This is a genomic window from Streptomyces sp. NPDC053069 (genome assembly GCF_044546895.1).
Classification (GTDB): domain Bacteria; phylum Actinomycetota; class Actinomycetes; order Streptomycetales; family Streptomycetaceae; genus Streptomyces.
Map to the genome: position 1 here is coordinate 141,647 of NZ_JBITZN010000018.1, position 23,343 is coordinate 164,989.

Annotated in this window: 21 protein-coding genes and 1 riboswitch; of the genes, 8 read left to right on the plus strand and 13 right to left on the minus strand. The window is 72.1% G+C overall.

Annotation, left to right across the window (positions count from 1 at the left end; all coding sequences use genetic code 11):
* Window positions 1–38: 38 nt before the first annotated feature.
* The 10 genes from ACIGXP_RS33580 to fahA all read right to left on the minus strand — a co-directional run bounded on the left by ACIGXP_RS33580 (window position 39) and on the right by fahA (window position 10,741).
* On the minus strand, window positions 39–2,804 hold the full coding sequence (locus ACIGXP_RS33580) for a fumarate reductase/succinate dehydrogenase flavoprotein subunit (RefSeq protein ID WP_399774813.1): 2,766 nt from the start codon (window positions 2,802–2,804) through the stop codon (window positions 39–41).
* 11 nt (window positions 2,805–2,815) lie between these two features.
* Window positions 2,816–3,604: an ABC transporter ATP-binding protein gene (locus ACIGXP_RS33585; RefSeq protein ID WP_399774816.1), complete on the minus strand. Its 789-nt coding sequence runs from the start codon at window positions 3,602–3,604 to the stop codon at window positions 2,816–2,818.
* On the minus strand, window positions 3,588–4,502 hold the full coding sequence (locus tag ACIGXP_RS33590) for an ABC transporter permease (RefSeq protein WP_363214205.1): 915 nt from the start codon (window positions 4,500–4,502) through the stop codon (window positions 3,588–3,590). The genes ACIGXP_RS33585 and ACIGXP_RS33590 overlap by 17 nt, the downstream gene beginning before the upstream one ends.
* The gene (locus tag ACIGXP_RS33595; protein ID WP_399774819.1) at window positions 4,499–5,842 is read right to left on the minus strand and encodes an ABC transporter substrate-binding protein; all 1,344 of its coding nucleotides are present in this window, start codon (window positions 5,840–5,842) and stop codon (window positions 4,499–4,501) included. The genes ACIGXP_RS33590 and ACIGXP_RS33595 overlap by 4 nt, the downstream gene beginning before the upstream one ends.
* A 14-nt stretch (window positions 5,843–5,856) precedes the next feature.
* The gene (locus tag ACIGXP_RS33600; RefSeq protein ID WP_031166915.1) at window positions 5,857–6,084 is read right to left on the minus strand and encodes a ferredoxin family protein; all 228 of its coding nucleotides are present in this window, start codon (window positions 6,082–6,084) and stop codon (window positions 5,857–5,859) included.
* A gap of 35 nt (window positions 6,085–6,119) precedes the next feature.
* The gene (locus ACIGXP_RS33605; RefSeq protein ID WP_399774823.1) at window positions 6,120–6,908 is read right to left on the minus strand and encodes a GntR family transcriptional regulator; all 789 of its coding nucleotides are present in this window, start codon (window positions 6,906–6,908) and stop codon (window positions 6,120–6,122) included.
* A 133-nt stretch (window positions 6,909–7,041) separates the two neighbouring features.
* Window positions 7,042–7,980, minus strand: coding sequence for a M56 family metallopeptidase (locus tag ACIGXP_RS33610; RefSeq protein WP_363214202.1), 939 nt, complete (start codon window positions 7,978–7,980; stop codon window positions 7,042–7,044).
* 278 nt (window positions 7,981–8,258) lie between these two features.
* Window positions 8,259–8,645: a GntR family transcriptional regulator gene (locus ACIGXP_RS33615; RefSeq protein WP_399774826.1), complete on the minus strand. Its 387-nt coding sequence runs from the start codon at window positions 8,643–8,645 to the stop codon at window positions 8,259–8,261.
* Window positions 8,642–9,415: a hypothetical protein gene (locus ACIGXP_RS33620; RefSeq protein WP_399774829.1), complete on the minus strand. Its 774-nt coding sequence runs from the start codon at window positions 9,413–9,415 to the stop codon at window positions 8,642–8,644. The genes ACIGXP_RS33615 and ACIGXP_RS33620 overlap by 4 nt, the downstream gene beginning before the upstream one ends.
* A gap of 108 nt (window positions 9,416–9,523) precedes the next feature.
* On the minus strand, window positions 9,524–10,741 hold the full coding sequence (gene fahA, locus ACIGXP_RS33625; protein ID WP_399774831.1) for a fumarylacetoacetase: 1,218 nt from the start codon (window positions 10,739–10,741) through the stop codon (window positions 9,524–9,526).
* Between the two features lie 305 nt (window positions 10,742–11,046).
* Between fahA and ACIGXP_RS33630 the strand changes: the two genes are divergently transcribed.
* The 3 genes from ACIGXP_RS33630 (at window position 11,047) to ACIGXP_RS33640 (ending at window position 14,527) form a co-directional block, all read left to right on the plus strand.
* The gene (locus ACIGXP_RS33630; protein ID WP_399774897.1) at window positions 11,047–12,291 is read left to right on the plus strand and encodes an ATP-grasp domain-containing protein; all 1,245 of its coding nucleotides are present in this window, start codon (window positions 11,047–11,049) and stop codon (window positions 12,289–12,291) included.
* A gap of 45 nt (window positions 12,292–12,336) precedes the next feature.
* On the plus strand, window positions 12,337–13,539 hold the full coding sequence (locus ACIGXP_RS33635) for an FAD-dependent oxidoreductase (RefSeq protein WP_399774834.1): 1,203 nt from the start codon (window positions 12,337–12,339) through the stop codon (window positions 13,537–13,539).
* Window positions 13,540–13,714: 175 nt separating this feature from the next.
* Window positions 13,715–14,527, plus strand: coding sequence for an HAD family hydrolase (locus ACIGXP_RS33640; protein WP_399774836.1), 813 nt, complete (start codon window positions 13,715–13,717; stop codon window positions 14,525–14,527).
* 152 nt (window positions 14,528–14,679) lie between these two features.
* Here ACIGXP_RS33640 and ACIGXP_RS33645 read toward each other — a convergent pair whose 3' ends face one another.
* Window positions 14,680–15,168: a transglycosylase SLT domain-containing protein gene (locus ACIGXP_RS33645; RefSeq protein ID WP_363214196.1), complete on the minus strand. Its 489-nt coding sequence runs from the start codon at window positions 15,166–15,168 to the stop codon at window positions 14,680–14,682.
* Window positions 15,169–15,173: 5 nt separating this feature from the next.
* Window positions 15,174–15,347: riboswitch (cyclic di-AMP (ydaO/yuaA leader) on the minus strand.
* A gap of 576 nt (window positions 15,348–15,923) precedes the next feature.
* Here ACIGXP_RS33645 and ACIGXP_RS33650 point away from each other — a divergent pair.
* The 4 genes from ACIGXP_RS33650 (at window position 15,924) to ACIGXP_RS33665 (ending at window position 20,554) form a co-directional block, all read left to right on the plus strand.
* Window positions 15,924–16,934: a polyprenyl synthetase family protein gene (locus ACIGXP_RS33650; protein WP_363214195.1), complete on the plus strand. Its 1,011-nt coding sequence runs from the start codon at window positions 15,924–15,926 to the stop codon at window positions 16,932–16,934.
* 422 nt (window positions 16,935–17,356) lie between these two features.
* The gene (locus ACIGXP_RS33655) at window positions 17,357–18,562 is read left to right on the plus strand and encodes an outer membrane lipoprotein carrier protein LolA (RefSeq protein ID WP_399774838.1); all 1,206 of its coding nucleotides are present in this window, start codon (window positions 17,357–17,359) and stop codon (window positions 18,560–18,562) included.
* A gap of 107 nt (window positions 18,563–18,669) precedes the next feature.
* Window positions 18,670–19,686 (plus strand): ABC transporter ATP-binding protein, encoded by a 1,017-nt coding sequence (locus ACIGXP_RS33660; protein ID WP_399774841.1) that lies wholly within the window; start codon window positions 18,670–18,672, stop codon window positions 19,684–19,686.
* A complete protein-coding gene (locus ACIGXP_RS33665; protein WP_399774843.1) occupies window positions 19,673–20,554 on the plus strand; it encodes an ABC transporter permease in 882 nt (293 codons plus the stop codon). Before ACIGXP_RS33660 ends, ACIGXP_RS33665 begins: the two co-directional genes overlap by 14 nt.
* A 61-nt stretch (window positions 20,555–20,615) precedes the next feature.
* Here the strand turns inward: ACIGXP_RS33665 and ACIGXP_RS33670 are convergent, their stop codons facing one another.
* Window positions 20,616–21,209 (minus strand): NAD(P)H-dependent oxidoreductase, encoded by a 594-nt coding sequence (locus ACIGXP_RS33670; protein WP_363214191.1) that lies wholly within the window; start codon window positions 21,207–21,209, stop codon window positions 20,616–20,618.
* A 196-nt stretch (window positions 21,210–21,405) separates the two neighbouring features.
* Here ACIGXP_RS33670 and ACIGXP_RS33675 point away from each other — a divergent pair, with 196 nt between their 5' ends.
* Window positions 21,406–22,740 carry a tetratricopeptide repeat protein gene (locus ACIGXP_RS33675; protein WP_399774845.1) on the plus strand — a complete coding sequence of 445 codons (1,335 nt, stop codon included), beginning with the start codon at window positions 21,406–21,408 and terminating at the stop codon, window positions 22,738–22,740.
* A 36-nt stretch (window positions 22,741–22,776) separates the two neighbouring features.
* Here ACIGXP_RS33675 and ACIGXP_RS33680 read toward each other — a convergent pair whose 3' ends face one another.
* The gene (locus ACIGXP_RS33680) at window positions 22,777–23,256 is read right to left on the minus strand and encodes a VOC family protein (protein ID WP_363214189.1); all 480 of its coding nucleotides are present in this window, start codon (window positions 23,254–23,256) and stop codon (window positions 22,777–22,779) included.
* Window positions 23,257–23,343 lie beyond the last annotated feature (87 nt).

Consider the following 23,343-nt stretch of genomic DNA (forward strand, 5'->3'; position numbering starts at 1 on the left):
CAGGAGCCGCGGGGGCGGGGAGTCGCTGGGTACGGGAGTCACAGCCCCCGCGCCGCGTAGGCCCTGACGTCCGCGTCCGAGTCGCTGGTGGCCGTGGCGAGGACAGCTCGTGCCTCCGCCGTGGCCTGGTGCCGGGTCAGGGCCAGCACGGCCGCCTTGCGCACGTCGGCGTTCGGGTCGCCCAGAGCCTTGGCCAGGGCGGGGACGGCGGTCTCGGCGGACGCGACCGACAGCGCGGTGGCGGCGCCGGAGCGGACCTGCCAGGCCGGGTCCGACAGGGCGGCCACGGCTCGGGTGGCGAGCGGGGCCGGGCAGCCGGTGCCGGTCAGCGCGGCGAACGCGGCACCGCGCACCAGAGGATCGATGTCCCCGGTGAGCCGGTCCAGGGCGGCGGTGAGCAACTCCCGGTCGGCAGCGGTGAGGGACGCCGGGCCGACGGCGGCCAGGGCCTTGGCCACGGTGACCCGGACCTCCCGGGAGGGATCGTCCGCGGCATCCGCCAGCGGTCGTACCGCGTCGACGGAGACGAGCGCCCGTACGGCCTCGGTGCGTACGGCGATGTCGGGGTCGGCCAGCGCCGCCGCGAACACCCCGGCGTCGCCGAGTCGCAGAGCGCGCAGCACATCGAGGGCGGCGGCACGGACGACGGGGTCGGCTGCGGCGAGGGCGCCGGTGAGGGCGGAGCCCAGAGCCGGTTCGGGCGGCAGGGTCTCGACCAGCTCGCGCAGTGAGGCCGCGGCGGTCGCGCGGACCTCGGCGTCGGAGTCGGCTAGGGCACCGGCCAGGGCCTGCCCGGTGCCGGGGGGCACGGTCTCGGTGAGGACCGAGACGGCCGTACGCCGGACGGCGGGGTCATTGTCCGCCAAGTACGGCTCGACGAGGTCGAGTTCCGGCTCCGCCTCGGCCAGCTCCAGCAGCTGCAGGAGCCGGGGCGAGGCGGTGCCCGGCGTGCCGGGCCGGTCGGCGGAGGCGGTGGCACGCGCGGACGTCGGTCCAGCGGCGACCGGCGCCACCTCGCGCGGCCCGGCCGTGGCCACCTGCTCGGCATGGACCTCGCCCAACCGCCGGGAGGGACCGCCGGCCGGCGAGAACTCCTCGACGGGAACGAGATAAGGAGCCACGGGACGGGCCGTGAACTCCATTGCACCAGAGGGGGACTTGTGCAGATCGAGATGGTGGAACCAGGAGACGTCGTCACGGCCGGGGTGGTCGAGACGGTCGTGGTACAGGCCCCAGCGGGACTCCGTGCGGGCGAGCGAGGCGCGGGCGGCCATCTCGGCGCAGTCACGGATGAAGGTGACCTCCGCGCAGCGCATCAGCTCGTGCGGGGTGCGGGCGCCCATGGCGGAGATGTCGGCGCGCATCCGCTCGAAGGCCTCGAGAGCGAGGGAGAGACGCGCACCGGACTTCGGCGGGGCCACGTAATCGTTCACGAATCGGCGCAGCTTGTACTCGACCTGGGTCTGCGGCGGGCCGTCCGGGTTGCGCAGCGGGCGGTAGATCAGCTCGTGTGCCTCACGGACCTGGTCCGCGGGAAGCTCGCCCTGGTAGGCGGTGTACTGGGCGGCGTCCGCGCCTGCGAGGTCGCCGAAGACAAAGGCGCCGATCATGTAGTTGTGCGGGACGCAGGCGAGGTCGCCGGCGGCGTACAGGCGGGAGACGGTCGTACGCGCGTGGTCGTCGACGCGGACGCCGGAGGCGGAGTGGCCGCCGCACAGGCCGATCTCGGAGATGTGCATCTCGACGTCGTGGGTGCGGTAGTCGTGCCCGCGGCCGGCGTGGAAAGTGCCGCGGGTGGGCCGCTCGGTGGAGTGCAGGATCGACTCCAGCGCGGAGACAGACTCCTCGGGGAGATGGCTGAGTTTGAGGAAGACCGGCCCGCGGTCGCTGGCGACCTCGGCGGCGAACTCGGCCATCATCTGCCCCGACCAGTAGTCGGAGTCGACGAAGCGCTCGCCGTGCCGGTTGACCTGGTAGCCGCCGAAGGGGTTGGCGACGTAGGCGCAGGCCGGGCCGTTGTAGTCCTTGATCAGCGGGTTGATCTGGAAGCACTCGATACCGGTCAGCTCGGCGCCCGCGTGGTAGGCCATGGCGTACCCGTCACCGGCGTTGGTGGGGTTCTCGTAGGTGCCGTACAGGTAACCGGAGGCGGGCAGACCGAGCCGGCCGCAGGCGCCGGTGGCGAGGATGACCGCACCCGCGCGAACGGTGACGAAGGCGCCGGTACGGGTGTGGAAGCCGACGGCGCCCACGGCCCGCCCCTCGGCGGTGAGGATCCGGACCGGCATCACCCGGTTCTCGATCCGGATCCGCTCCCGCATCTCGCGCCGCCGCAGTTGCCGGTAGAGGACCTTTTTGACGTCCTTGCCCTCTGGCATCGGCAGTACGTACGAGCCGGAGCGATGCACCTGGCGCACCGCGTACTCACCGTGCTCGTCCTTCTCGAACTTGACGCCGTACGACTCCAGCCGCTGGACCATCGCGAAGCCGCGGGTGGCGGTCTGGCGGACGGTGGACTGGTCGACGATGCCGTCATTGGCGCGGGTGATCTCGGCGACATAGTCGTCGGGCTCGGCGCGACCGGGGATGACGGCGTTGTTGACGCCGTCCATGCCCATGGCGAGCGCGCCGGAGTGGCGGACGTGGGCCTTCTCCAGCAGCAGCACGTTCGCACCGCGCTCGGCGGCGGTCAGGGCGGCCATGGTGCCGGCGGTGCCGCCGCCGATCACGAGGACGTCGCAGGCCAGCTCCTCGGCGTCGGCGACGGCGGGAATCTCCAGGGAAGTGGACGCGGGGGTGGTCACCGGGGTGCCTTTCACGAGCCGAGCGAGGTGAGGATGTCGCGGCGCAGGGCCACACGGGCCGGGTCGTCGACGGCCCCACGGTCACGCGGCCCGGGTACGTCGCGTACGGCGGCCACCCGGCCGGAGCCGAGCAGGGCCACACGGTCGCCGAGGAAGAGGGCCTCGTCCACGTCGTGCGTGACGAAGACGACGGTCGCGCCCGTGCCGCGCAGCACCTCCACCAGCAGGTCCTGCATGCCGGAGCGGGTCTGCGCGTCGAGGGCTCCGAAAGGCTCGTCCATCAGGACGGCGCGGGGGCTGTCGGCCAGCGCGCGGGCCAACTGGGCGCGCTGGCGCTGCCCGCCGGAGACCCGGTGCGGCAACTGCCCGGCCTGCGCACTGAGTCCGACACGGGCGAGCCAGGACTCGGCCCGGGAACGGCGTGCGGAGCGCGGTACGCCGCTGATGGCGAGCGGCAGTTCGACATTCCCGCGCAAGGTGCGCCAGGGCAGCAGCGCGTCCTCCTGGAAGACCAGCGCACGGTCGGCCGAGGGCCCCGCCAGCGGGACGCCGTCCACCTCGGCGGCGCCGCCCAGGGGAGGCAGCAGCCCGGCGAGGGTGCGCAGCAGCGTGGACTTGCCGCAGCCGGAAGGGCCCACGACGGTCAGGATCTCGCCGGGAGAGACGTCCAGGTCGACGTCGTACAGCACCGGCGCGTCCGGGCGGCCGAGCACGGCGGAACGGAAGGTGAGCCGGGTGCCGCGCACGGCCTTCGAGGACGGCGCGACGGGCGCGGTGACGGTCTCAGACGAGGTGCTCATCACGGGCCTCCTCGGTGTCCTTCTGGCCCTCCTGCTCGCGCTGGGCCTGGTGCTCGGGATCGCCGTCGGCGCGCACGGGGGCGGCGACGGGCCGGGGCACGCGGGTGCGGCCACCGGGGACGTACGAGGTGCGGGGCAGCCAGCGGGTCAGACGCCGGCCGAGGAGTTCCACGGCCGTGGAGGTGACCCAGCCGAGGACACCGATCGTGACCATGCCGACGAAGACCCCCGGATAGTTCACCACCGTGTAGTCCTGCCAGGTGCGGTAGCCGACGCCGTACTGGCCGGAGATCATCTCGGCGGAGATCACGCAGATCCACGACACGCCGATGCCGACCGAGAGCCCGCCGAAAATGCCGGGCAGTGCGCCCGGCAGTACCACCGAGCCGAGGATCCGCAGCCGGCTGCCGCCCATGGTGCGCACCGCCTCCTCCCAGACGGGGGTGAGCGCGCGGACCGCGTGCCGGGTGGAGACCAGCACCGGGAAGAAGGCTGCGGTGCAGGTGATGAAGACGATGCCCTGCTCATTGGAGGGGAAGAGGAGGATCGCGACGGGGACGAGGGCGATCGCCGGTATCGGGCGGATCACCTCCAGGACCGGACCGAGCAGATCCTCGGCGAGGTGCGAGCGGGCCACGAGCACGCCCGTTGCCACGCCCAGGACGGCCGCCAGCGCGAAGCCGGTGAGGATCCGGGTGAGGCTGTCGGTGAGGTCGGTCCAGTAGTCGCCGCCGGAGAGCCGGCCGGCGAAGGCGCGGGCCACGTCGGTGACCGTCGGGAACTGCGAGAACCGCAGCCACAGGGTCACGTCGAGGCTGGTCAGCAACTGCCACAGGCCGAGGAAAGCAGCCAGGGAGGCCGTCCGCAGCGCATACCTGGCCAAGGGCCGCCGGGTCATGAGGACCGCTCCAGTGCGTCGCGGTACGACACCGTCCGGGCGCCGCCGTGGGCGGTGACATAGTCCTGTGCGGTCGCCCCGGTGACGAACGGCAGCAACTGGTCGCCATCGGCCACCCACACCGCCTTGTCGGCGAACCAGAGGGTGCCGGTGGTGGCGTCGGGTACGTAGGAGGCGCGGATGCCGGCCTGGTGACCGGCCACGTAGGCCAGCAGCTCCTTCGGGGACTTGAAGGAGACGGCCTTCTCGCTGCCCTTGGGCCACACCTCGCTCGCGGCCGGCGGGGGTGCGGCGGCCAGGCGCTTGGCGTAGGTGGAGCCGAGGGCCTTCTTGACGTACTGGTCGTCGACGAAGGAGTCCACGTCGATGTCACCGGTCAGTTTGGCGGCCTTCAGCACGGACACGTCCTGCTTGAGCGCGGAAACGAGCTGCGGCTTGACGGCCGGGTCGAAGGTGGCGATGCCGTGGGCACCGTTGTAGAGATAGACCACTTCGGCGGGCAGGCTGGTGGCCTCGGCGACCTTCTCGGAAGCGGCGACGGGGTGGGCGTTGAGGTAGTCCGTCGCCTCCGCCTGGGCCTTGAGGAAGGCTTCCAGGACAGCCGGACGCTGCTGGGCGAAGTCCTCGCGGGCGGTGACGCCGTGGAAAGTGGGCAGGTTCAGCTGGGCGCCGTCGTACAGGGCCTTGGCCCGGCCCTGGTAGGCGAGGAGGCCCGGCCAGGCGACGAACTGCGACAGGGCGTCCACGCTGCCGGAGGAGAGCGCAGAGGCGCCGACGGCAGGCTGTTGGTTGAGTTTGGAGATCCCCTTGTCCGGGTCGATGCCGGCGCGTTGCAGGGCCCGTACGAGAGTGCCGTCCGCGGCGGAACCGACGCTGGTGGAGACCTTCTTGCCCTTCAGGTCCTTCAGAGAGGCGAGTGTCGAGCCGGGCGCGGTGACCACGGTGTTGAGGCCGCCGCGCAGGTTGTAGCCGGTCACCGAGACCAGGTGGGTGGGCCGGCCGAGTTGTTTGCCGCGGGCCGCGTTGAGCAGCAGCGGGAAGTCGCCCATCGAGCCGATGTCGATCTTGCCGGCGGTCATCTGGGCGGTGATCGGGGCGCCGGTGGCGTAGTCCTGCCAGTCGACCTTGTAGGTGTGGCCGTCGTGCAGGGAGTTGAGCTGCTTCTCGAAGTAGCCGAGGGAGCGCAGCAGCGTGCCCGCGGTGACGGTGTTGATGGTCTTGGACTGGTAGCCGACGGTCACGGTGACCGTGGAGCCGCTGCCCGCTTCGGCGCTGCCGCCGCAGGCGGACAGGGGCAGGAGGAGTGCGGCGGCGGATACGGCGACTGTGGTTCGTTTCATGGTGGTTGTACCTCTCACCGCAGCAGATAGGGCATGTTGACCGTGACGGCTCCGGTGGGGCAGCGGGCCGCGCACGGGCCGCAGTACCAGCACTCGTCGACGTGCATGTACGCCTTGCCGTTGGTCTCGTCGATGGCCAGGGAGTCCAGCGGGCACATGTCCACGCAGAGGGTGCAGCCGTCGATGCACTTCGACTCGTCGATGGTCACGGGCACGTCGGCCCGCTGGGGCGCCAAGGGCATGGCTGTCTCCAGGAAACGTGCAGGCAGGGGGCGTGTTACGACCGGTGGAGCAGGCCGCTCATGGTGATCCGGTCGCCGCGGAAGCGAATGAACTCCAGGTCGACGGGGCGGCCGTCGGCGAGGTGTGTGAGGCGTTCCAGCATCAGTACGGCGGCGCCGCGCGGGGCCTGGAGTACGGCGGCGGAGTGAGTGTCCGCGTTCACCGCCTCCAGGGAGATCTCGGCGTGGCCGAGGCGCTGGCCGGTGATGGCTTCCAGGAGGCGGAAGACATCGGTGTTCTCCAGGTCGGCACCGAGCAGGGCGGTGCCGATGTCGAGCGGGATGTAGGTGAGGTCGAGGGAGAGCGGGAGGCCGTTCAGGCGGCGCAGGCGTTCGATGTAGAGGACGTCGGCGCCGGCGGGGATGCGGAGGCGGTCGGCCACCGGTGCGGGTGCGGGGGCGGGGCCCATGGTGCGGACCTCGTTGGTGACGCGGCCGTGTTCGCGGAGGGTTTCCGCGAGGCCCATCAGGCGGTCGAGCCCGTGCGGGTACTTCTGGGCGACGACCACGGTGCCGACCCCGGGCAGCCGCTCCACCAGGCCTTCGGCCCGGAGGAGGTCCAGGGCCTGACGGACGGTGTTGCGGGAGGCGCGGTAGTCGGCGGCGAGGGTCGACTCGTGGGGGAGGGGGCCGTTCCGGAAGGCGCCGGTGAGGATCTGGTGGCGCAGCAGGTCGGCCAGCTGCCGGGCCCGGTCCGCACGCAGCCGTCGACGCGCGCGGTGGGCGGCGACGGTGGTCGCTGCGCCCTGACCTGCGTGGTCTCGGGAACGTTCGGTGGGTGGCATGGCCGAAACCATACCGACCCGGTAGGGAATAGGGTGTTGCTGCAGTGTTGCGCCAGGTGAGGGGGCGTTGGATACGGCGCTGAGCTGCGCGTTTCCCGCTGGGAGCGGGAAGATCTGCCACCCGGCGGTCCGGTCAGGACAGTGCCGTCAGCCCCGGCGCGAACGTGATCAGGAGCGGCAGCAACGGCACCAGCGCGGCCACCGTCGTCGTCAGCGCCCGGTGCCGGCGCAGCAGCCGTGGCGGCGGCTCCAGCAGGCGGTCCACGCGCTCGCCGAGGAGGCGCCGGCTGGAGTCGCAGGACAGGACGCCCCGGTGCTGGTTCAGTTCGATCAGCGCGAGGGCCGTCGTGAGGTGTCCGCAGCGCCGGGACGCCGTGTCGTCGGCGGCCAGCTCGACCAGGCGGTGCGTCTGGTCGCAGAAGTGCGCGAAGAGCGGCACGCGCGGGAAGCCCGTGGCGAGCGCGGTGGACAGGTGCAGCAGCCAGTCGTGGTGGGCACGCGCGTGCCCGCGCTCATGGGTGAGGACGGCGTCCAGCTGGTGGTCGGTGAGGCGCTGCAGCGCTCCCGTCGTGACGACCAGTTGCGGTGGGTGTCCCGGCATCCACCAGGCGTCCGGGTATTCGTCCTCCAGCACCAGCATCGGGCCGCGCGCCGCCGGCAGGCCGGCCGGCAGATCGGGGGCGCGCTCCTGGAGCTGTGCGCGGGCCTGGCCGCGGCTGCGGCGGGCCTCGACGAGTTCCCGGCCCAGCATCGCCGTCGTCCAGGCGGCTCCGCAGGCCAGCAGCACGGTGAGGGCGGCGGCCCACACCGGCGCGGCGGAGAGGTCGTAGGCGGCGGTGACGGAGGGCGGCGCGGGGGCGAAGACACGGTCGCGGACGGTGTGGAAGACGGCCGCCGTGCCCAGCACCAGTGCCGCCAGGCAGCACAGCAGGACGGTGGCGACCAGGCACTGCCACACCCACAACGCGACCACCGGTTCCCGCTCGGGCCAGGCCGCACGGGTCAGCGCGCGTGGCGCCGGCAGGGCGGCCGTCAGGGCGACGACGCTCAGCAGGAGCAGGCAGACGGTCATGCCGGGGCTCCGGTTCCTGGTCGGAGAGTTGTGCGGGTGTCGGTGGTGCGGGTGACGCGCCGAGGGCGCGTCGCGTGTGGTGCGTGTCCGCCCAGTATGACGGTGAGAGGCGGCGAGAGTCAGGTCTCGGCGGTGATCGGTCCCGCGGTTGCGGACGCCCGCACTTCTTCCCGTCGGGCGTGCCCGCTTTTCCTGCCGCCGGGGTGCCCGGTTTCCTTCCGTCGGGCGCGCCCGGTTTCCTTTCCGTCCGGCGTGCCCGGCCGTCGGGTGCGGAAGCGCTACGTCTCCCGCTCCTGGAACGCGCGCCGTACCGCCTCCAGGACCTCGTCCTCTGTGAAGCCCAAGGCTGCCGCCCAGGCGACGAAGTCCCGCGTACCGTCGGTGAGTGCCGCCGTCTCGTGGCGGCGGGCGCCCGGGGGAGGCGGCGCCACCCGCGTCCCCGCGCCGCGCCGGGTCCGGATCAGGGACGCCGCCTCCAGTTCGCGGTAGGCGCGGGCGACGGTGCCCGCTGCGAGGCCGAGGTCCGCGGCCAGTTGCCGTACCGTCGGCAGCCGCTCTCCCTCGGCCAGCCGTCCGCTGCTGATCAGGGCGGCGAGCTGGGCGCGGATCTGCTCGTAGGGCGGTACGGGGCTGGTCGTGTCGACCCGGACGGCGGTGCCGCTCACCGGCGTGTCCCCGCCCGGCGGCGCCACCCCGCCCGCGGCGAGCAGACGGTGAAGACCATCCACGGCGCGGTCGCCAGCGAGATCAGCGTGAGCGGCAGCAGGACCGCGTCGGCCGCGGTGCCCGCGGCGCCGTCGCACGTCATGCTCGAAAGGGCGCCCGAGGCCGTTGAGGCCGCGCCCAGCAGCGAGGTGGAGACGACGATCCCCCAGGCGGCCACGATCGCCAGCGAGCGGTCGCGGCGGGACTGTTCGTCGCCGGGCCGGGTGGCGATCCGCCGCAGCGCCCAGCCGCACGCCCCCGTGGCGACGGCGAGGGAGGCCAGCATCGGCAGGCCGTAGTAAAGACCGGGCCAGGGGCCGTGTGTCTCGGTCATGCCCCGGCAGGCCAGGGTGAGTTCACGGCCGGCCCGGCCCAGATCGTCCGGCGAGGCCACCGCGCCCGCCGTCGCCAGCAGTGCCACCAGGGCGATCGCGAGGACGGCCAGCAGCCGGGTCATCCGCGGCGGTACGTAGTCGCGGACGCGGCGTGGTACGAGCCCGGCGGTACGGACGGCTCCCCGGGCCGGCGCGGTCAGCGCGTCGCCCACCAGGACGCCGGCGACCGCGCACAGACCGAACGCCGGGACGGCGTACAGCACGCCGTCGCCGTGGTCGAGTGTGGACAGCCAGACGGCCGCCAGGGCGCCCGTGGCCAGTCCCGTCCAGCGGGCGTAGCGGTCGACCGGCGCCCGGGAAGCGGCCGCCGGCGTCGTCGTGTCGAGATCGGTCATGGAAATCCCCCGTGAGCAGCACCACTTGTACTCACCGCTTGTATCAAGCGGTGAGTACAAGATGCTCGTCCGGCGGGCTTGTGTCAACTTCTTGCTACAAGAGCCTGCTCATCCCGCCACGACCCGGCCGCTGACCTCACCCAGGCCGACACGGCGCCCGTCCGCCCCGGGGGCCCATGCCGACAGGGTGACCACGTCGCCGTCCTCCAGGAAGGCCCGCTTGCCGTCGGGCAGTTCGAGGGGGTCGCGGCCGTTCCAGGTCAGCTCCAGCAGTGAGCCGCGCTGACGCTCCTCGGGGCCGCTCACCGTGCCCGAGCCGTACAGGTCGCCGGTGCGCAGCGAGGCGCCGTTCACCGTCATGTGGGCGAGTTGCTGGGCGGCGGTCCAGTACATGGTCGAAAAAGGCGGCTCGGAGACCACATGGCCGTTGATCGCGACGGAGATCCGCAGGTCGTAGCCGCCCGGCTCGGTGCCGGGTGCCGAGTCGTCCAGGTACGGCAGCAGCGCGTGCGTGCGCTGCGGAGGCGCCACGCGCGCGTGCTCCAGCGCTTCCAGCGGGGTGATCCACGCCGACACCGAGGTCGCGAAGGACTTGCCGAGGAAGGGGCCGAGGGGGACGTACTCCCAGGCCTGGATGTCGCGCGCGGACCAGTCGTTCAGCAGGCACAGCCCGAAGACGTGGTCGCGGAAGTCGGCCAGCGCGACCGGACTGCCCATCGCGGACGGCACGCCCACGACGAAGCCGACCTCCGCCTCGATGTCCAGCCGGATCGACGGCCCGAAGACGGGTGCCGGGTCGGCCGGGGCCTTGCGCTGCCCGGAGGGCCGTACGACGTCCGTGCCGGAGACGACGACCGTGCCGGAACGGCCGTGGTAACCGATCGGCAGATGCTTCCAGTTGGGGGTGAGGGAGTCCTCGGCGTCCGGGCGGAAGATCTGGCCGACGTTGCGGGCGTGGTTCTCCGAGGCGTAGAAGTCGACGTAGTCCGCCACCTCGAAGGGCAGGTGCAGGGTCACCTCGGACAGGGGGTGGAACAGCGGCTCGACGGCCTCGCGGTGCGCGGGGTCCGTGACCCAGGCGGTGACGGCGCGCCGTACCTCCGACCAGGTGGGGCGACCGGCGGCCAGCAGCGCGTTGAGGGTGGGGCGCGCGAGCAGCGCGTGGTGGGGCGAGCGGAGGGCGGCGGCAGCGGCGCCCGCGTCGAGGACGTGGTCCCCGAGCCGGACGCCGACCCTCCGCTCCGTGCTGCCGGAGGGCGAGAACACGCCATAGGGAAGGTTGTGCGGGCCGAAGGGGTCGCCCTCGGGGACGTCGAAGGGGGGCATGGGGTGCTGCCTCACTCTCATCCGGGCCGTGCGCGGCGATCGTTCCATGTGGTCGCGCCACACGTTACGGCTGTGATGCGTGTCTTGGGCAGAGCCCCCTGCGGCACCCGGGACGGTGTCCGAAAGGTGCGAGTCGAAGAAGCTTCGAAAGGTTGCTCGCATCCTGTCTAAAGAGTTCGCAATGTCCGGAAAAGCCTTGTCGGAGGCGGCAATTCCGGCTTAGCGTCCTTTGGGGACACGGACGGGGTGGGTCCGTTCCATTGGGGGGACGCGTGGGGGGACCCGTGGCCGGAGACACCGTCGGTGTGCCGTTCGAGGCGGACCGGGACGTACCAGGACTGATCGTCAAGTTCGGCGACTATCCGCTGCACCACGGCGGCGTGGGGGCGATCCGCAGTCTGGGCCGGCTCGGCGTGCCCATGTATGCCATCACCGAGGACGCGTACACGCCCGCGGCCTCCTCGCGTTATCTGAAGAAGGCCTTCGTGTGGCCGACGACCGGTGCGGAGGACCCGGGCCGCCTGGTCGAGGGCCTGCTGCGCATCGGCCGCCGTATCGGCCGCCCCACCGTCCTCGTCCCGACGGACGAGGAAGCCGCCGTACTGATCGCCGAGCACCAGGACGAGCTGGCCGGTTCTTTTCTCTTCTCGCGGGTCGACTCCGCCCTGCCGCGCCGGCTCGCCAGCAAGCAGGGCCTGCACGAACTGTGCGTGGAGCACGGCATCGCGAGTCCCGCGTCGGCGTTCCCCGAGTCGTACGAGGACGTCGTCGCCTTCGCCGACACGGCCCGCTTCCCGGTGGTGGCCAAGAACCGGGAGGCGTTCGTCCGGCGCACCCGGCCCGCCGTCAACGGCACCACGCGGATCGCCACCCGTGAGGGCCTGCTCGCGCTCGCCCGCGACTGGGGCACGCGGCCGGGTGTGATCCTCCAGGAGTACCTGCCGCGCGAGGAGGCCGAGGACTGGATCGTGCACGCCTGCTTCGACCAGGACTCCAGCCCTCTCGCCCTGTTCACCGGCGTCAAGGTCCGCTCGTGGCCGCCGCACGCCGGCATGACGGCGAACGCGTACGTCGTCGACAACCCGGAACTCGCCGACCTCGCCGCACGTTTCATCAAGCAGATCGGCTTCAGCGGCATCATCGACCTCGACCTGCGCTTCGACCGGCGCGACGGACAGTACAAGCTCCTCGACTTCAACCCCCGCATGGGCGCCCAGTTCCGGCTCTTCGAGAACGAGTCGGGTGTGGACGTCGTACGCGCCATGCATCTGAACCTGACCGGCCGCCCCGTTCCGGAGGGGGAACAGCGCGCCGGCCACCGCTACATCGTGGAGAACATCGACCTCCCCGCCCTCCTCGCCTACCGCCGCAGCGGCTATACGACGCCGCACGCGCCGGCGAGGGCGAGCGGGACGGAGCTGGCCTGGCTCGCGGGTGACGACCCGCTGCCGTTCCTCACGATGCTCGCCCGCTTCGTGCGCCCGGGCGCGAAGCACCTCTATCAGCTGTGGCGGACCAACCGCCGCGGCAGCAGCACCACCACGAAGTAGGAAAGGCCACCAAGCGTGGCGCACCGTGTCCTGGGGAGGGACTTCGTGACACGACCGGTTGCAGTCATCGGGGCCGGGCCGTTCGGCCTGTCCACCGCCGCCCATCTGAGGGCGCGCGGCATCCCCGTCCGCGTCTTCGGCGACCCCATGGTCAGCTGGCGCGACCACATGCCCGAGGGCATGCTCCTGAAGTCGACGCCCGCCGCCTCCAACCTCGACTGCCCGCAGCCCGGCCACACACTCGCCGACTACTGCGACGCGGCCGGGATCCGCCGTCTGGTGACCGACGAGGACATCATCCCGGTGGAGACGTTCATCGCCTACGGCGAGTGGTTCCAGCAGAAGCTGGTCCCCGGCCTGGAGCGGGTGCGGGTCGTCTCCGTGGACCGCGACAAGAGCGGCGGCTTCGAACTGAAGCTGGATTCGGGCGAGATGTTCACCGCGCGCGCCGTCGTCGTCGCCACCGGCCTGTCGGGCCTGGCGCACCTCCCGGCGGAGCTCGCGGGAGCCGCGGCCGACGGACCGGCGCCCACGGGCCCGGTCTCGCACAGCTCCCAGCACCACGACCTGGGCCGCTTCGCCCGCAAGGAGCTGATCGTGATCGGCGCCGGCCAGTCCGCGCTGGAGACGGCCGCGCTCGCCGCCGAGGCGGGGGCACGCGTGCGTGTCGTCGCGCGCGGCCGCGGCCGGGTCGCCTTCGGCGCCCCGCCCTGGGACCAGCCGAAGCTGCGCCCCGAGTCCCCCTTCGGCCGGGCCTGGTCGCTGTGGGCGCTCAGCTACTACCCGCACCCCTACCGCTATCTGCCCGAGGCCACCCGTCACCTCCTGGTCCGCCGGGTCCTCGGACCGCTCGGCGCCTGGTGGCTGCGTGAGCGCTTCCAGAGCGCCGTGCTGGTCCAGGACGTCGAGCGGGTCGTGGGCGCCGAGGCGCCGGACGGCAGCCCCGTCCTCACCGTCCGCACCCACGGCGGCCGTACCGAGCGGCTCACCGCCGACCATGTCATCGCCGCCACCGGCTACCGCGTCGACATCGCAGCGATGGACTTCCTCGGCCACGAACTGCGCACCCGGCTCGCCGTGAGCCGCGGCACGCCCAAGCTCGGCCCCGGTTACGTCTCCTCCGTCCCCGGGCTGTATTTCACGGGACTGCCGGCGGCGTCGTCGTACGGCCCGGTGATGCGCTTCGTCTGCGGTACGGAGTTCGCCTCTCCGCGCCTGACGAAACACCTGGCGGCGGCCCACGGCTGAAGCCTCCGGGAAATCCGGCCCGGGTCCGTCACATCTCCCGCCCGCGAACCACCGTGTTCGACCGCAGCCACACCGCCATCGGGGAGCCGGCACACACCAGTTGGGGCTGGGCAGTACGTAAGTGCGCAGGACCACAAGGTGAGTCGGCGGGGTGAGGTATCCGTATTCTCTGATCATGGCAGCCTCCCCCGCGTACGCTCTGATCGCCACCGACCTGGACGGAACGCTGCTGCGCGGCGACGACACGGTCTCCGACCGGTCGCTCGCCGCGCTCGCGCGGGTGGCGCGGGCCGGTGTCCGGCATCTGGTGGTGACGGGCCGCCCGGCCCCGCGGGTACGGCCCCTGCTCGAGCAGCTCGGCTGCACGGGGCTCGCGGTGTGCGGACAGGGCGCGCAGGTCTACGACGCCGCGTCCGGTCGTCTGCTGTGGTCGGTCCGGCTGGACCGGGAGCTGGCCGAGACCGCGCTCGGCAAGATCGAGGCCGAGGTGGGGCAGGTCTACGCGGCCGTCGACCAGGACGGCGTCGACGGGCTCACGCTCATCGAGCCGGGCTATCTGATGCCGCACCCGACCCTGCCCGCGGTACGGGTCGGCCGGCGCGACGACCTGTGGTGCGAGCCCATCAGCAAGGTGCTGTTGCGCCATGCCGAGCTGTCCGACGACGAGTTGGCGTCGGTCGCGCGCGCGGTGGTCGGCTCGCTGGCGACGGTCACCATGTCGGGGCCGGGAACCGTGGAGCTGCAGCCGTCCGGGGTGACCAAGGCGACCGGCCTCGCGCTGGCCGCCGAGCGGCTCGGGATCGCCGCGGAGGAGGCCCTGGCGTTCGGCGACATGCCCAACGACATCCCGATGTTCGACTGGGCCGGACACGGGGTCGCCATGGCCAACGCGCACCCCGAACTCAAGGCGGTGGCCGACGAGGTCACCCTGTCGAACGAGGACGACGGCATCGCCGTCGTCCTCGAAAGACTGTTTCCGACCGGCTGACCGGCACCGACCGACTGGCCGGCCCTTCAGTACGCGGCCGTCCGGCGCAGGCCCGGAGGATGCACGGCGGCCGCCCGGCACGCCCCCGTCCGTCAGGTGCGGGGGCGTGCCGGGCGGCCGGTGTCCGTCCCGCCTGCCGGCCGGCGGAGCTGTCAGTACGCGCCGAAGACGTTGTCGATCGACCCGTACCGCTTGGCCGCGTAGTTGCAGGCGGCGGTGATGTTCGCGACCGGGTCGTAGATGTTGAAGGAGGTTCCGGCCACGTGGTACGCGTTGAACGTCGGGTCGATGACCTGGAGCAGGCCCTTGGACGGGATGCCCTTGGCGGCGTTGGAGTCCCAGAGGTTGATGGCGTTGGGGTTGCCCGAGGACTCCCGCATGATGTTGCGGTAGATGCCGTTGTAGCTGCCCGGGATGCCCTTCTGGGCCATGATCGCGAGGGACTCGCGGATCCAGCCGTCAAGGGTGTTCGGGTAACCGGCGGGGGTGGTGGAGACCGTGGTGGCGGCCGGGGTCGCGGCGGAGGCGCTGGTCGCCCCGATGAGCGGCAGGGCGAGGACGGCGGCACCGGTACCGGCGGCGGCGAGGGCGCGGACGATGCGGTTGTTCCGGGTACGGCGGTGCTGAGCGGCAGCAGGCATGGGGAAGTTCCTCTCCGGCGCCTGCGAGGTGAGCTGTCGGGTTCGGGCGGGGAGGTGCCCGACCGTGCCCGGGAAGGCACGGCTTCACCCCTAGCCGTTCCGGTGCGACGTGTGCCGTCCGGCCCGGCGACTTACCTGGGTCCCCCGCTCCTGCCATACGGATGAGTCCGTGGATGGTTATGCGGGCGGTGGCAGGATTCGGCGTCCGCCCGACGGCCCGGAACGTATGCGAGAGCACATGTCGGAAACAAGTACCGGATTCACACAACGTCCTATTTGACCTTGATCTATGCCCTATGAGGCGCTTGATCCTTTGCGGTTGCCAACCCTCAACTCGCCAGTGGGCCAAGGGGAGAAGGCGGGGTCGACGGGGATGGGGTGCCGACGGGTGCTCGTGACCCAACTCACGAAATAGCAAAACGCTTCAAGTCGGACATGGGGGATTCAGGTGGGTCGACTGGATGGCGGAACCCGCGACCTGGCGCCCGTCGTTGTCCCGGGAGAGGAAGGTGCAGGCGTTACTCCGCTCGCCTCTCGTCTCGCGACAAAGCGGACAGATTCCCGTTAAGTCGATAAATATACGTTCATATCGCTTGATCAAAAGCATCCCGGTCATGACCCGATACCTCCCAGGCTGGACCGGTGGGCGCTATCGGTGATCGAAAGAGGACCGGATACGCTGACTTGAGTGATGGCAGCGACCTATCGACAAACCGTGTAATCGCCAGCAGACACCAGCAGACAGGAGACCCCTCGTGACCGTCGTCGGGCCGTTCGGGCTGAGCGTGCGGGACCAGGCTCTGGAAGCCGATGTCCAGGCCGGATTGACGGCTGTCGAGGAAGGCTTGCTCGAGGCCACCAAGAGCGAGGTCCCGTTCATCACGGAGGCCGCGCAGCACCTGGTACGGGCCGGCGGGAAGCGGTTCCGGCCGCTGCTCGTGATGCTCGCGGCCCAGTTCGGCGACCCCTACGCGCCGGGCATCGTGCCGTCGGCCGTGGTCGTGGAGCTGACCCACCTCGCCACGCTGTACCACGACGACGTCATGGACGAGGCGGCCGTACGGCGTGGCGTGGACAGCGCCAACACCCGCTGGGGCAACTCGGTGGCGGTCCTCACCGGCGACTTCCTCTTCGCCCGGGCCTCCCAGATCCTCGCCGACCTCGGCCCCGAGGCCGTCCGGGTGCAGGCCCTCGCGTTCGAGCGGCTGGTCACGGGCCAGATCCTGGAGACCGCCGGCCCCGCGGACGGCCGTGACCCGGTCGAGCACTACCTGGACGTGCTCGGCGGCAAGACCGGCTCGCTGGTGGCGGTGTCGTGCCGGTTCGGCGCGATGATGTCCGGCGCCGACGAGACGGTCGTCGACGTGCTCACCCAGTACGGCGAGCGGCTCGGCGTCGCCTTCCAGCTCGCCGACGACGTCCTGGACATCGCCTCCGACTCGCACGAGTCCGGCAAGACCCCCGGCACCGACCTGCGCGAGGGCATTCCTACGCTGCCCGTGCTGCGGCTGCGCGAGCGGGCGGCCCGGCTGGGGCTGCCCGAGGACATCGCGCTGTGCCGCCTGCTGGACTCCGACCTCAGCGACGACGCCCGGCACGCCGAGGCGCTGGCCGCGCTGCGCGCCCACCCCGCGCTGGAGCAGGCCCGCCGGGACACCGTCCGGTACGCGGAGGAGGCCCGCGCCGCGCTGGCGCCCCTACGGGAGTGCGACGCCAAGGCGGCGCTGATGGAGCTGTGCGACGCGGTGGTGCACCGCGCCGGCTGACCCGGCCGTCCGCGCGGGCCACGCTTCACGGCGGCGACCGGCCGTACGACCTCTGTACGGCCCCTACGGCCCAGCGGTCCGGCCTGCTGGGATGACCCGGTCTCCGCGGATGCCCGACCCCCGGCGGACGCCCGTCTCCCGGTCGCGCGGATACCCGCCCGGCGCCGGCTGCGCCGATGCCCATGCCCCCGTACGGCCCCCTCCGTTCCGGTGAGACCCCTACGGGTCGGGGGAGCCGCTGCCCCTACGTGTCATACCGCAGGCGTACACGGAGTTGGCTCCGAGGTCTGACGCTTCCTCATGGCCGATTTGGTGAGATGGACACCACGGACATCACCACTCCTCACCGATTCGGGTGAGAATGGCGGCTCTGGTGGACCAGCGTGAGGACAGCCGCCGCCGACGACGGAGGTAAGGCACACATGGCACCGTACGAAACCGACGACGCAGTGGACGTCGCGCAGGAGGAAACTCCGCGCGCCGGACGCCGCAAGGCCGCCCGCTACGCGGTCCCGGTCGCGGTGGTGGGGGTGGCGGCGGCCACGATCGGGCTGGTCCCGGCGCTCGCCGCCTCCGGTGACCCCGACCTGCCCAGGATCACCGCACAACAGCTCATCGAGAAGATCGCCAAGTCGGACGTGCAGCAGCTGTCCGGCACCGTGCGGATCAGCACCGACCTCGGCCTGCCCAGCCTGGGCGGCCTGGAGAGCAGCCTGGCCTCGGGGGCGGCCAAGGGCTCCGGCGACGGCTCCTCCGCCGACCCGCAGTCCAAGCTCACCTCGCTGGTCTCCGGCACGCACACGCTGCGCGTCGCCGCGGACGGCCCGCAGAAGCAGAAACTGTCGCTGCTGGAGAGCGGCTCGGAGTACAGCCTCATCCACAACGGCAAGGACGTGTGGGGCTACGACAGCAAGAGCAACGAGGTCCACCACGGCATCTCGGCCGACTCCGGCAAGGACCACAGGGCCGAGCCCCCGGCCACACCCAAGGACTTCGCCGACGAGGCGCTGAAGTCGGTGGACGACACCACGTCCGTCACCGTCGACGGCACCGAGCAGGTCGCCGGCCGCGACGCCTACAAGTTGCTGATCAAGCCCCGGCAGTCCGGCACCACGGTCGGCGCGATCAGCATCGCGGTCGACGCGAAGACGGGCATGCCGCTGAAGTTCACGCTGACCCCGAAGAGCGGCGGCGCCGCGGTCCTCGACGCGGGCTTCACCCAGGTCTCCTTCGCGAGGCCGGACGCCTCCGCCTTCGCCTTCACCCCGCCCAGGGGCGCGAAGGTGACGGAGGAGAAGCAGGAGAAGAAGGGGCCTGAGGCGCGGCAGCACGCGCCGAGGCCGGGCGAGTTCGGCCAGGGCCTCGGCGGCACCGCCGTCCTCGGCAAGGGCTGGACGTCCGTCGCCACCTTCGACACCGGAGCCAAGGGCGGCCTGCCGACCGGCTCCAAGGCCGGTGACCTCGGCGGCTTCCTCGGCTCGCTCGGGGACAAGGTCTCCGGCAAGTTCGGCAAGGGCACCGTCTTCTCCACCCGGCTGGTCAACGCCCTGATCACCGACGACGGCAAGGTCTACGCCGGCATGGTGACCAAGGACGCCCTGGTGAAGGCGGCGGACACGGGAAAGTAGCCCGTTTCGGGCACCACGAGCCGTGACTGAACGTTGACCCTTTCGGGGTCTCCGGGGGCTTGGGGGCTTGGGGCCTTTCGGGGGCAGGACGAATCGAGGGGGAGCCGATGGACGAACCGTCCGCGACGGAGCGGGAGGCGGGGGAAGCCGGGGAATCGGGGGACGCGCAGCGGCGTGCCCCGGCCCGGGCGGAGGCGGGCGTCATCGTCACCCGCGGCCTCACCAAGCGCTACCGCGGCGGACAGCTTGCCGTCGACAGCCTCGACCTGACCGTCCCGGCGGGCAGCGTCTTCGGCTTCCTCGGCCCCAATGGCTCCGGCAAGACCTCCACCATCCGCATGCTGATGGGCCTGATCGAGCCGACGGCGGGCACGGCCCGCGTGCTGGGCCGCCCGATGCCCCGGGCGGCCCGTGCCGTTCTCCCGCAGGTCGGCGCGCTCATCGAGGGCCCCGCCCTGTACGGCTTCCTCTCCGGCCGGGACAACCTGCTGCGCTACGACGCCGCCGACCCGACCGCCGACCCCCGCACCCGGCGCGCCCGCGTCGCCGCCGCTCTGGACCGGGTGGGCCTCACGGCGGCCGCGGGCAAGAAGGCGAAGGCGTACTCGCTCGGCATGAAACAGCGCCTCGGCCTGGCTGCCGCGCTGCTCCAGCCGCGCCGGCTGCTCGTCCTGGACGAGCCCACCAACGGCCTGGATCCGCAGGGCATGCGCGAGATCCGCACCTTGATCCGGGAGCTGGCCGCCGACGGCACGACCGTCTTCCTCTCCTCCCACCTCCTCGACGAGATCGAGCAGGTCTGCACCCATGCGGCGGTCATGGCGCGGGGCCGGCTCGTCACCCAGGGCGCGGTGGCCGACCTGGCTGCCGGGGCGCGGGGCCGGCTGGTGGTGACCACCCCGGATCCGGCCGAGGCGGCCCGGGTGCTGAAGGAGCAGGGTGTCGGGGACGTCATCGCCGACGGCGACCGGGTCGGCGGTGAACCACCGGCACGGGACCTCGCCGAGGTGAACGCGGCCCTGGTCGCGGCGGGGGTGCGGGTCCGGGGCTTCACACTCGAACGGGCCTCGCTGGAGGACGCGTTCGTGGCGCTGACGGGGGAGGGCTTCGATGTCGCGGGCTGAGACGGTCCCGGTGACCGCCGCCCGGCGGCCGAGTCCGCTGTGGACGCTCGGGCTGCTGCGCAGCGAGCTGGTCACGACCCTCCGGCGCTGGCGCACCCTCGCCCTGCTCGGCGTGCTGACCGCGGTGCCGGTGCTGGTCGGGATCGCGGTGAAGATCCAGACGGGTGGCGGCGGGACGGCGGACCACAGTGGCCAGGGCCCGGCGTTCCTCACCCAGATCACCAACAACGGCCTGTTCCTTGTGTTCACGGCGCTGGCCGCGACGCTGCCGTTCTTCCTGCCGATGGCCGTCGGGGTCGTCGCGGGCGACGCGATAGCCGGCGAGGCGGGGGCGGGCACCCTGCGGTATCTGCTGGTCGCCCCGGCCGGCCGAACGCGGCTGCTGCTCACCAAGTACACGACCGTGATGGCCTTCTGTCTGCTGGCCACCCTGGTCGTCGCCGTCTCCGCTCTGATCGTCGGCGCGCTGCTCTTCCCGCTGGGCGACCTGACGACCATCTCCGGCACCCGGATCAGCTTCGCCGAGGGCCTGGGCCGGGCGCTGCTGATAGCCCTGGCGGTCGCCGCCTCACTGATCGGGGTGGCGGCGCTGGGTCTGTTCGTTTCGACGCTGACGGGCAGCGGCGTCGCGGCGATGGCGACCACCGTCGGCCTGCTCATCAGCGTCCAGATCCTCGACCAGATACCTCAGCTGCACGCGCTGCAGCCGTACTTCTTCTCGCACTACTGGCTGTCCTTCGCCGATCTGATGCGCGAGCCCGTCTACTGGGACGACCTGGAGAAGAACCTCGGCCTGCAGGCGCTGTACGCGGCGGTGTTCGGCTCGGCGGCCTGGGCGCGGTTCACGACGAAGGACATCAGCGCGTAGGGCCCAGGGGGTGTCGTTCGGATCATCCCGGCGTCGCGGGGTCTGATCCGAACGACACCCCCTAGCCGGCGGCCTTCTCGTACGGGAAGCGGGCGAGGGGTGCGTTCTGGGCGAAGAAGGTCTTCGCGCGGGCCAGCGCCTCGGTGTCCCTCAGTACGTCGCCGGGCGCGCTGCCGTTGCCGAGCAGCACCCCGCCGAACCGCATCCCCATGTAGGCGGCGGAGTTGCTGAGTGTGCCGACGTAGGGGTCGGCGACGGACGGTTCGTCGTGTGCCAGCGCCGCGATGCCCCAGAGGGTGCGGCCGGCCAGGGTCGCCCTGAAGTCGAGGCCCGGGGTGCGCAGCCAGCCGGACCAGTGGTCCAGGTAGCGCTTGGTGAGACCGGACACGGAGTACCAGTACAGCGGCGAGGCGATCACGATGTCCGTGGCCGCGAGGGTGGCGTCCAGCAGCAGGCCGGTGGGGCTGTCCGACGGCGGCCGTACGTGGTCGCTGTCGTGCCGCAGGTCCGTGAAGTCGGGGAGCGGGTGCTCGGCCAGGTGGATCCAGCGCTGTTCGACGTCACCGGGCAACTGCTCGGCGGCCCTGCGGGCCAGCAGCTCGGTGTTGCCCCCGGCGCGGGAGCTGCCCAGGACGAAGAGGAAGCGGCGGGTCATGGGTCCCCCAGGTGAGTGCTGCCGTACGGAAGATTGAAGCACATGCATCTTATGCATACGCAAGCAGTTTGGTCCAGGGTGCGGCTGGTGCGAGGCTGTGACGCTGCGGTGACGTGGAATGCGAGGGAAACCGACACACTGGTCGGCAGGGACGCGTACGACCGGATCGCGACGCCGGGGGAGTGAGGGAAAACCGATGGCCCGACTCAGCTTCGAGAAGAAGCGGGTGCAGCAGCCCGTGGTGCATCCGGCGGTGGTGGCCGTGCGGGTGTTCGGCCCGGGTAACGCGTCGGTGGGCGGGGCGTCGGTGGTGGCGGCGCCGGGCGAGGAGATCCAGCAGGCCGTGCTCAACCACCTCCAGCGGCTGGCCATCAGCCTCGGCGCCCCGATACGCGCCACCATCCACGACGACCGCGCGGGCTGTGTGGTTCCCCTGGAGGTCTCGGCGGACGGTTCCAGCCGGGTCACGGGACGGGCGGTGCGGGTGGCTGCGCAGAGCGGGACGAGCGGGTCGGGCGGGCCGCGCCCGGCGGACGGGGTGTCACCGGCGGCCGTGCCTGCGCAGGGTGCGCCGGGCTCGGCCGACGTGGCGTCACCGGCGGGCGTGGCCGTGGTGGAGGGCGCGCGGGACGTGCCCCGCGCGGCGCAGCCGGAGCCCGTGCCGGCCGGCACGGTGCAGGCGCCGACGGGACAGTTCGGCCCCGCGCCGGTCATGCCCTGCAGGGAGGCGCCGTTGCCCGTCGCCGACGCCCCCCGGCCCGAGCCCATGACCTACGTCCCCGCGGCATACGCCCCCATGGCCCCGGCCCCCTCCGCTCCCGCGGCTCCGGTCTCCACGGCTTCCGCCCCCGCGGCCCCGGCTTCGGCGCCTGCGGCTCCGGTCTCCATGGATTCCACCCCTGCAACCCCGGCCTCCACGGTCTCCGCCCCCGCGGCCCTGGCCTCCATGGCCTCTGCCCTCACCGCCTCCGTCTGCGACTCCGCGCCGACCCACACCCCCGCCCGGGGCTTCGACGCCGTCGCCGAGGAGGTGCTCGGGGACCGGCCCGTGACCGAGACCGCGGAGGGGGCCGAGTTGCTCACCGAGCCGATGACGCGGATCAATGAGGCCGTGCGGGACGGCCGTATCGAGGCGGCGGCGGAACTCGCCGACCGTACGGTCGCCGAGGCGTCCGCCGTGCTGGGACCCCGCCACGCGGAGGTGCTGCATCTGCGGGAACTGTCCGCGTACATCGCCTACTTGGCGGGCGATCCGGTCCGTGCCTGCCGGCTGTCCCTGGACCTCGCCCGGTTGCGCCGGCAGGCGCGGGACGCGGAGGCCGCCTACGGCAACGTGCAGAGCGCGGCGACCGCCTGGCGTGCGGTGCGCGACCCGGAGGAGGGGCTGCGGCTGGGCCGGGAGCTGATCGACCTGTGGGCGGAGCTCGGCACCGAGCCGGGCCCCGCCGCCGACGACCCGCGCCCGCTGGAGTCCGCCCGCGCCCGCATGGTGCGCCTCACCGACCGGGCGGCCCGCGCCGCGCAGGGCTGACAACCGGCCCTGCCGGGGCCGGTCCCGGGGGCGGCCCTACTGCACGCAGAACTCGTTGCCCTCCGGGTCCGTCATCAGTACCCACTCGCCGCCGGGTTCCTTCACCTCGCGCAGTACCTGGGCGCCCAGCGCCCGCAGCCGTGCCACCTCGTCCGCGCGCTGCCCGGCACCGGCGTGCAGGTCGAGGTGGAGCCGGTTCTTGACGGTCTTCGGCTCCGGTACGCGCTGGAACAGCAGTCGCCGCCCGAGTCCCGTGCCGGTCTCCGGGTCGTACGGGTCGTCGGGGTGCCGTACGGCGATCAGATCACGGAAGGCGGGGCGGCCGTGGTACTCGACGGTGGCCTCCCCGGGCAACGCGCCGAGGGACAGCAGCCGTTCGACGAGGGCGCTGTTGTCCTCGGCCGTGTAGTGCAGCGCGGCGGCCCAGAAGTCGGCCTGGGTGTGCGGGTCGGCCGCGTCGATGACGAGCTTCCAGTGCAGCGGGGCGGGGGCCTCGACGGGCGCATGAGTCGACATGCTCACCACTTATAGCGGGGAGCACTGACATCAGCGGCGTTCACGGGAGCGGAGTCCCCCGGTTCACGCAACCACGGTGAGCGCAGC

Coding starts and splice junctions, on each gene's coding strand:
- ACIGXP_RS33655 (WP_399774838.1), top strand. CDS start 17,357: ATGGCACCGTACGAAACCGACGACGCAGTGGACGTCGCGCAGGAGGAA.
- ACIGXP_RS33605 (WP_399774823.1), bottom strand. CDS start 6,908: ATGCCACCCACCGAACGTTCCCGAGACCACGCAGGTCAGGGCGCAGCG.
- ACIGXP_RS33670 (WP_363214191.1), bottom strand. CDS start 21,209: ATGACCCGCCGCTTCCTCTTCGTCCTGGGCAGCTCCCGCGCCGGGGGC.
- ACIGXP_RS33620 (WP_399774829.1), bottom strand. CDS start 9,415: ATGACCGATCTCGACACGACGACGCCGGCGGCCGCTTCCCGGGCGCCG.
- ACIGXP_RS33675 (WP_399774845.1), top strand. CDS start 21,406: ATGGCCCGACTCAGCTTCGAGAAGAAGCGGGTGCAGCAGCCCGTGGTG.
- fahA (WP_399774831.1), bottom strand. CDS start 10,741: ATGCCCCCCTTCGACGTCCCCGAGGGCGACCCCTTCGGCCCGCACAAC.
- ACIGXP_RS33585 (WP_399774816.1), bottom strand. CDS start 3,604: ATGAGCACCTCGTCTGAGACCGTCACCGCGCCCGTCGCGCCGTCCTCG.
- ACIGXP_RS33610 (WP_363214202.1), bottom strand. CDS start 7,980: ATGACCGTCTGCCTGCTCCTGCTGAGCGTCGTCGCCCTGACGGCCGCC.
- ACIGXP_RS33595 (WP_399774819.1), bottom strand. CDS start 5,842: ATGAAACGAACCACAGTCGCCGTATCCGCCGCCGCACTCCTCCTGCCC.
- ACIGXP_RS33600 (WP_031166915.1), bottom strand. CDS start 6,084: ATGCCCTTGGCGCCCCAGCGGGCCGACGTGCCCGTGACCATCGACGAG.
- ACIGXP_RS33665 (WP_399774843.1), top strand. CDS start 19,673: ATGTCGCGGGCTGAGACGGTCCCGGTGACCGCCGCCCGGCGGCCGAGT.
- ACIGXP_RS33645 (WP_363214196.1), bottom strand. CDS start 15,168: ATGCCTGCTGCCGCTCAGCACCGCCGTACCCGGAACAACCGCATCGTC.
- ACIGXP_RS33680 (WP_363214189.1), bottom strand. CDS start 23,256: ATGTCGACTCATGCGCCCGTCGAGGCCCCCGCCCCGCTGCACTGGAAG.
- ACIGXP_RS33590 (WP_363214205.1), bottom strand. CDS start 4,502: ATGACCCGGCGGCCCTTGGCCAGGTATGCGCTGCGGACGGCCTCCCTG.
- ACIGXP_RS33660 (WP_399774841.1), top strand. CDS start 18,670: ATGGACGAACCGTCCGCGACGGAGCGGGAGGCGGGGGAAGCCGGGGAA.
- ACIGXP_RS33640 (WP_399774836.1), top strand. CDS start 13,715: ATGGCAGCCTCCCCCGCGTACGCTCTGATCGCCACCGACCTGGACGGA.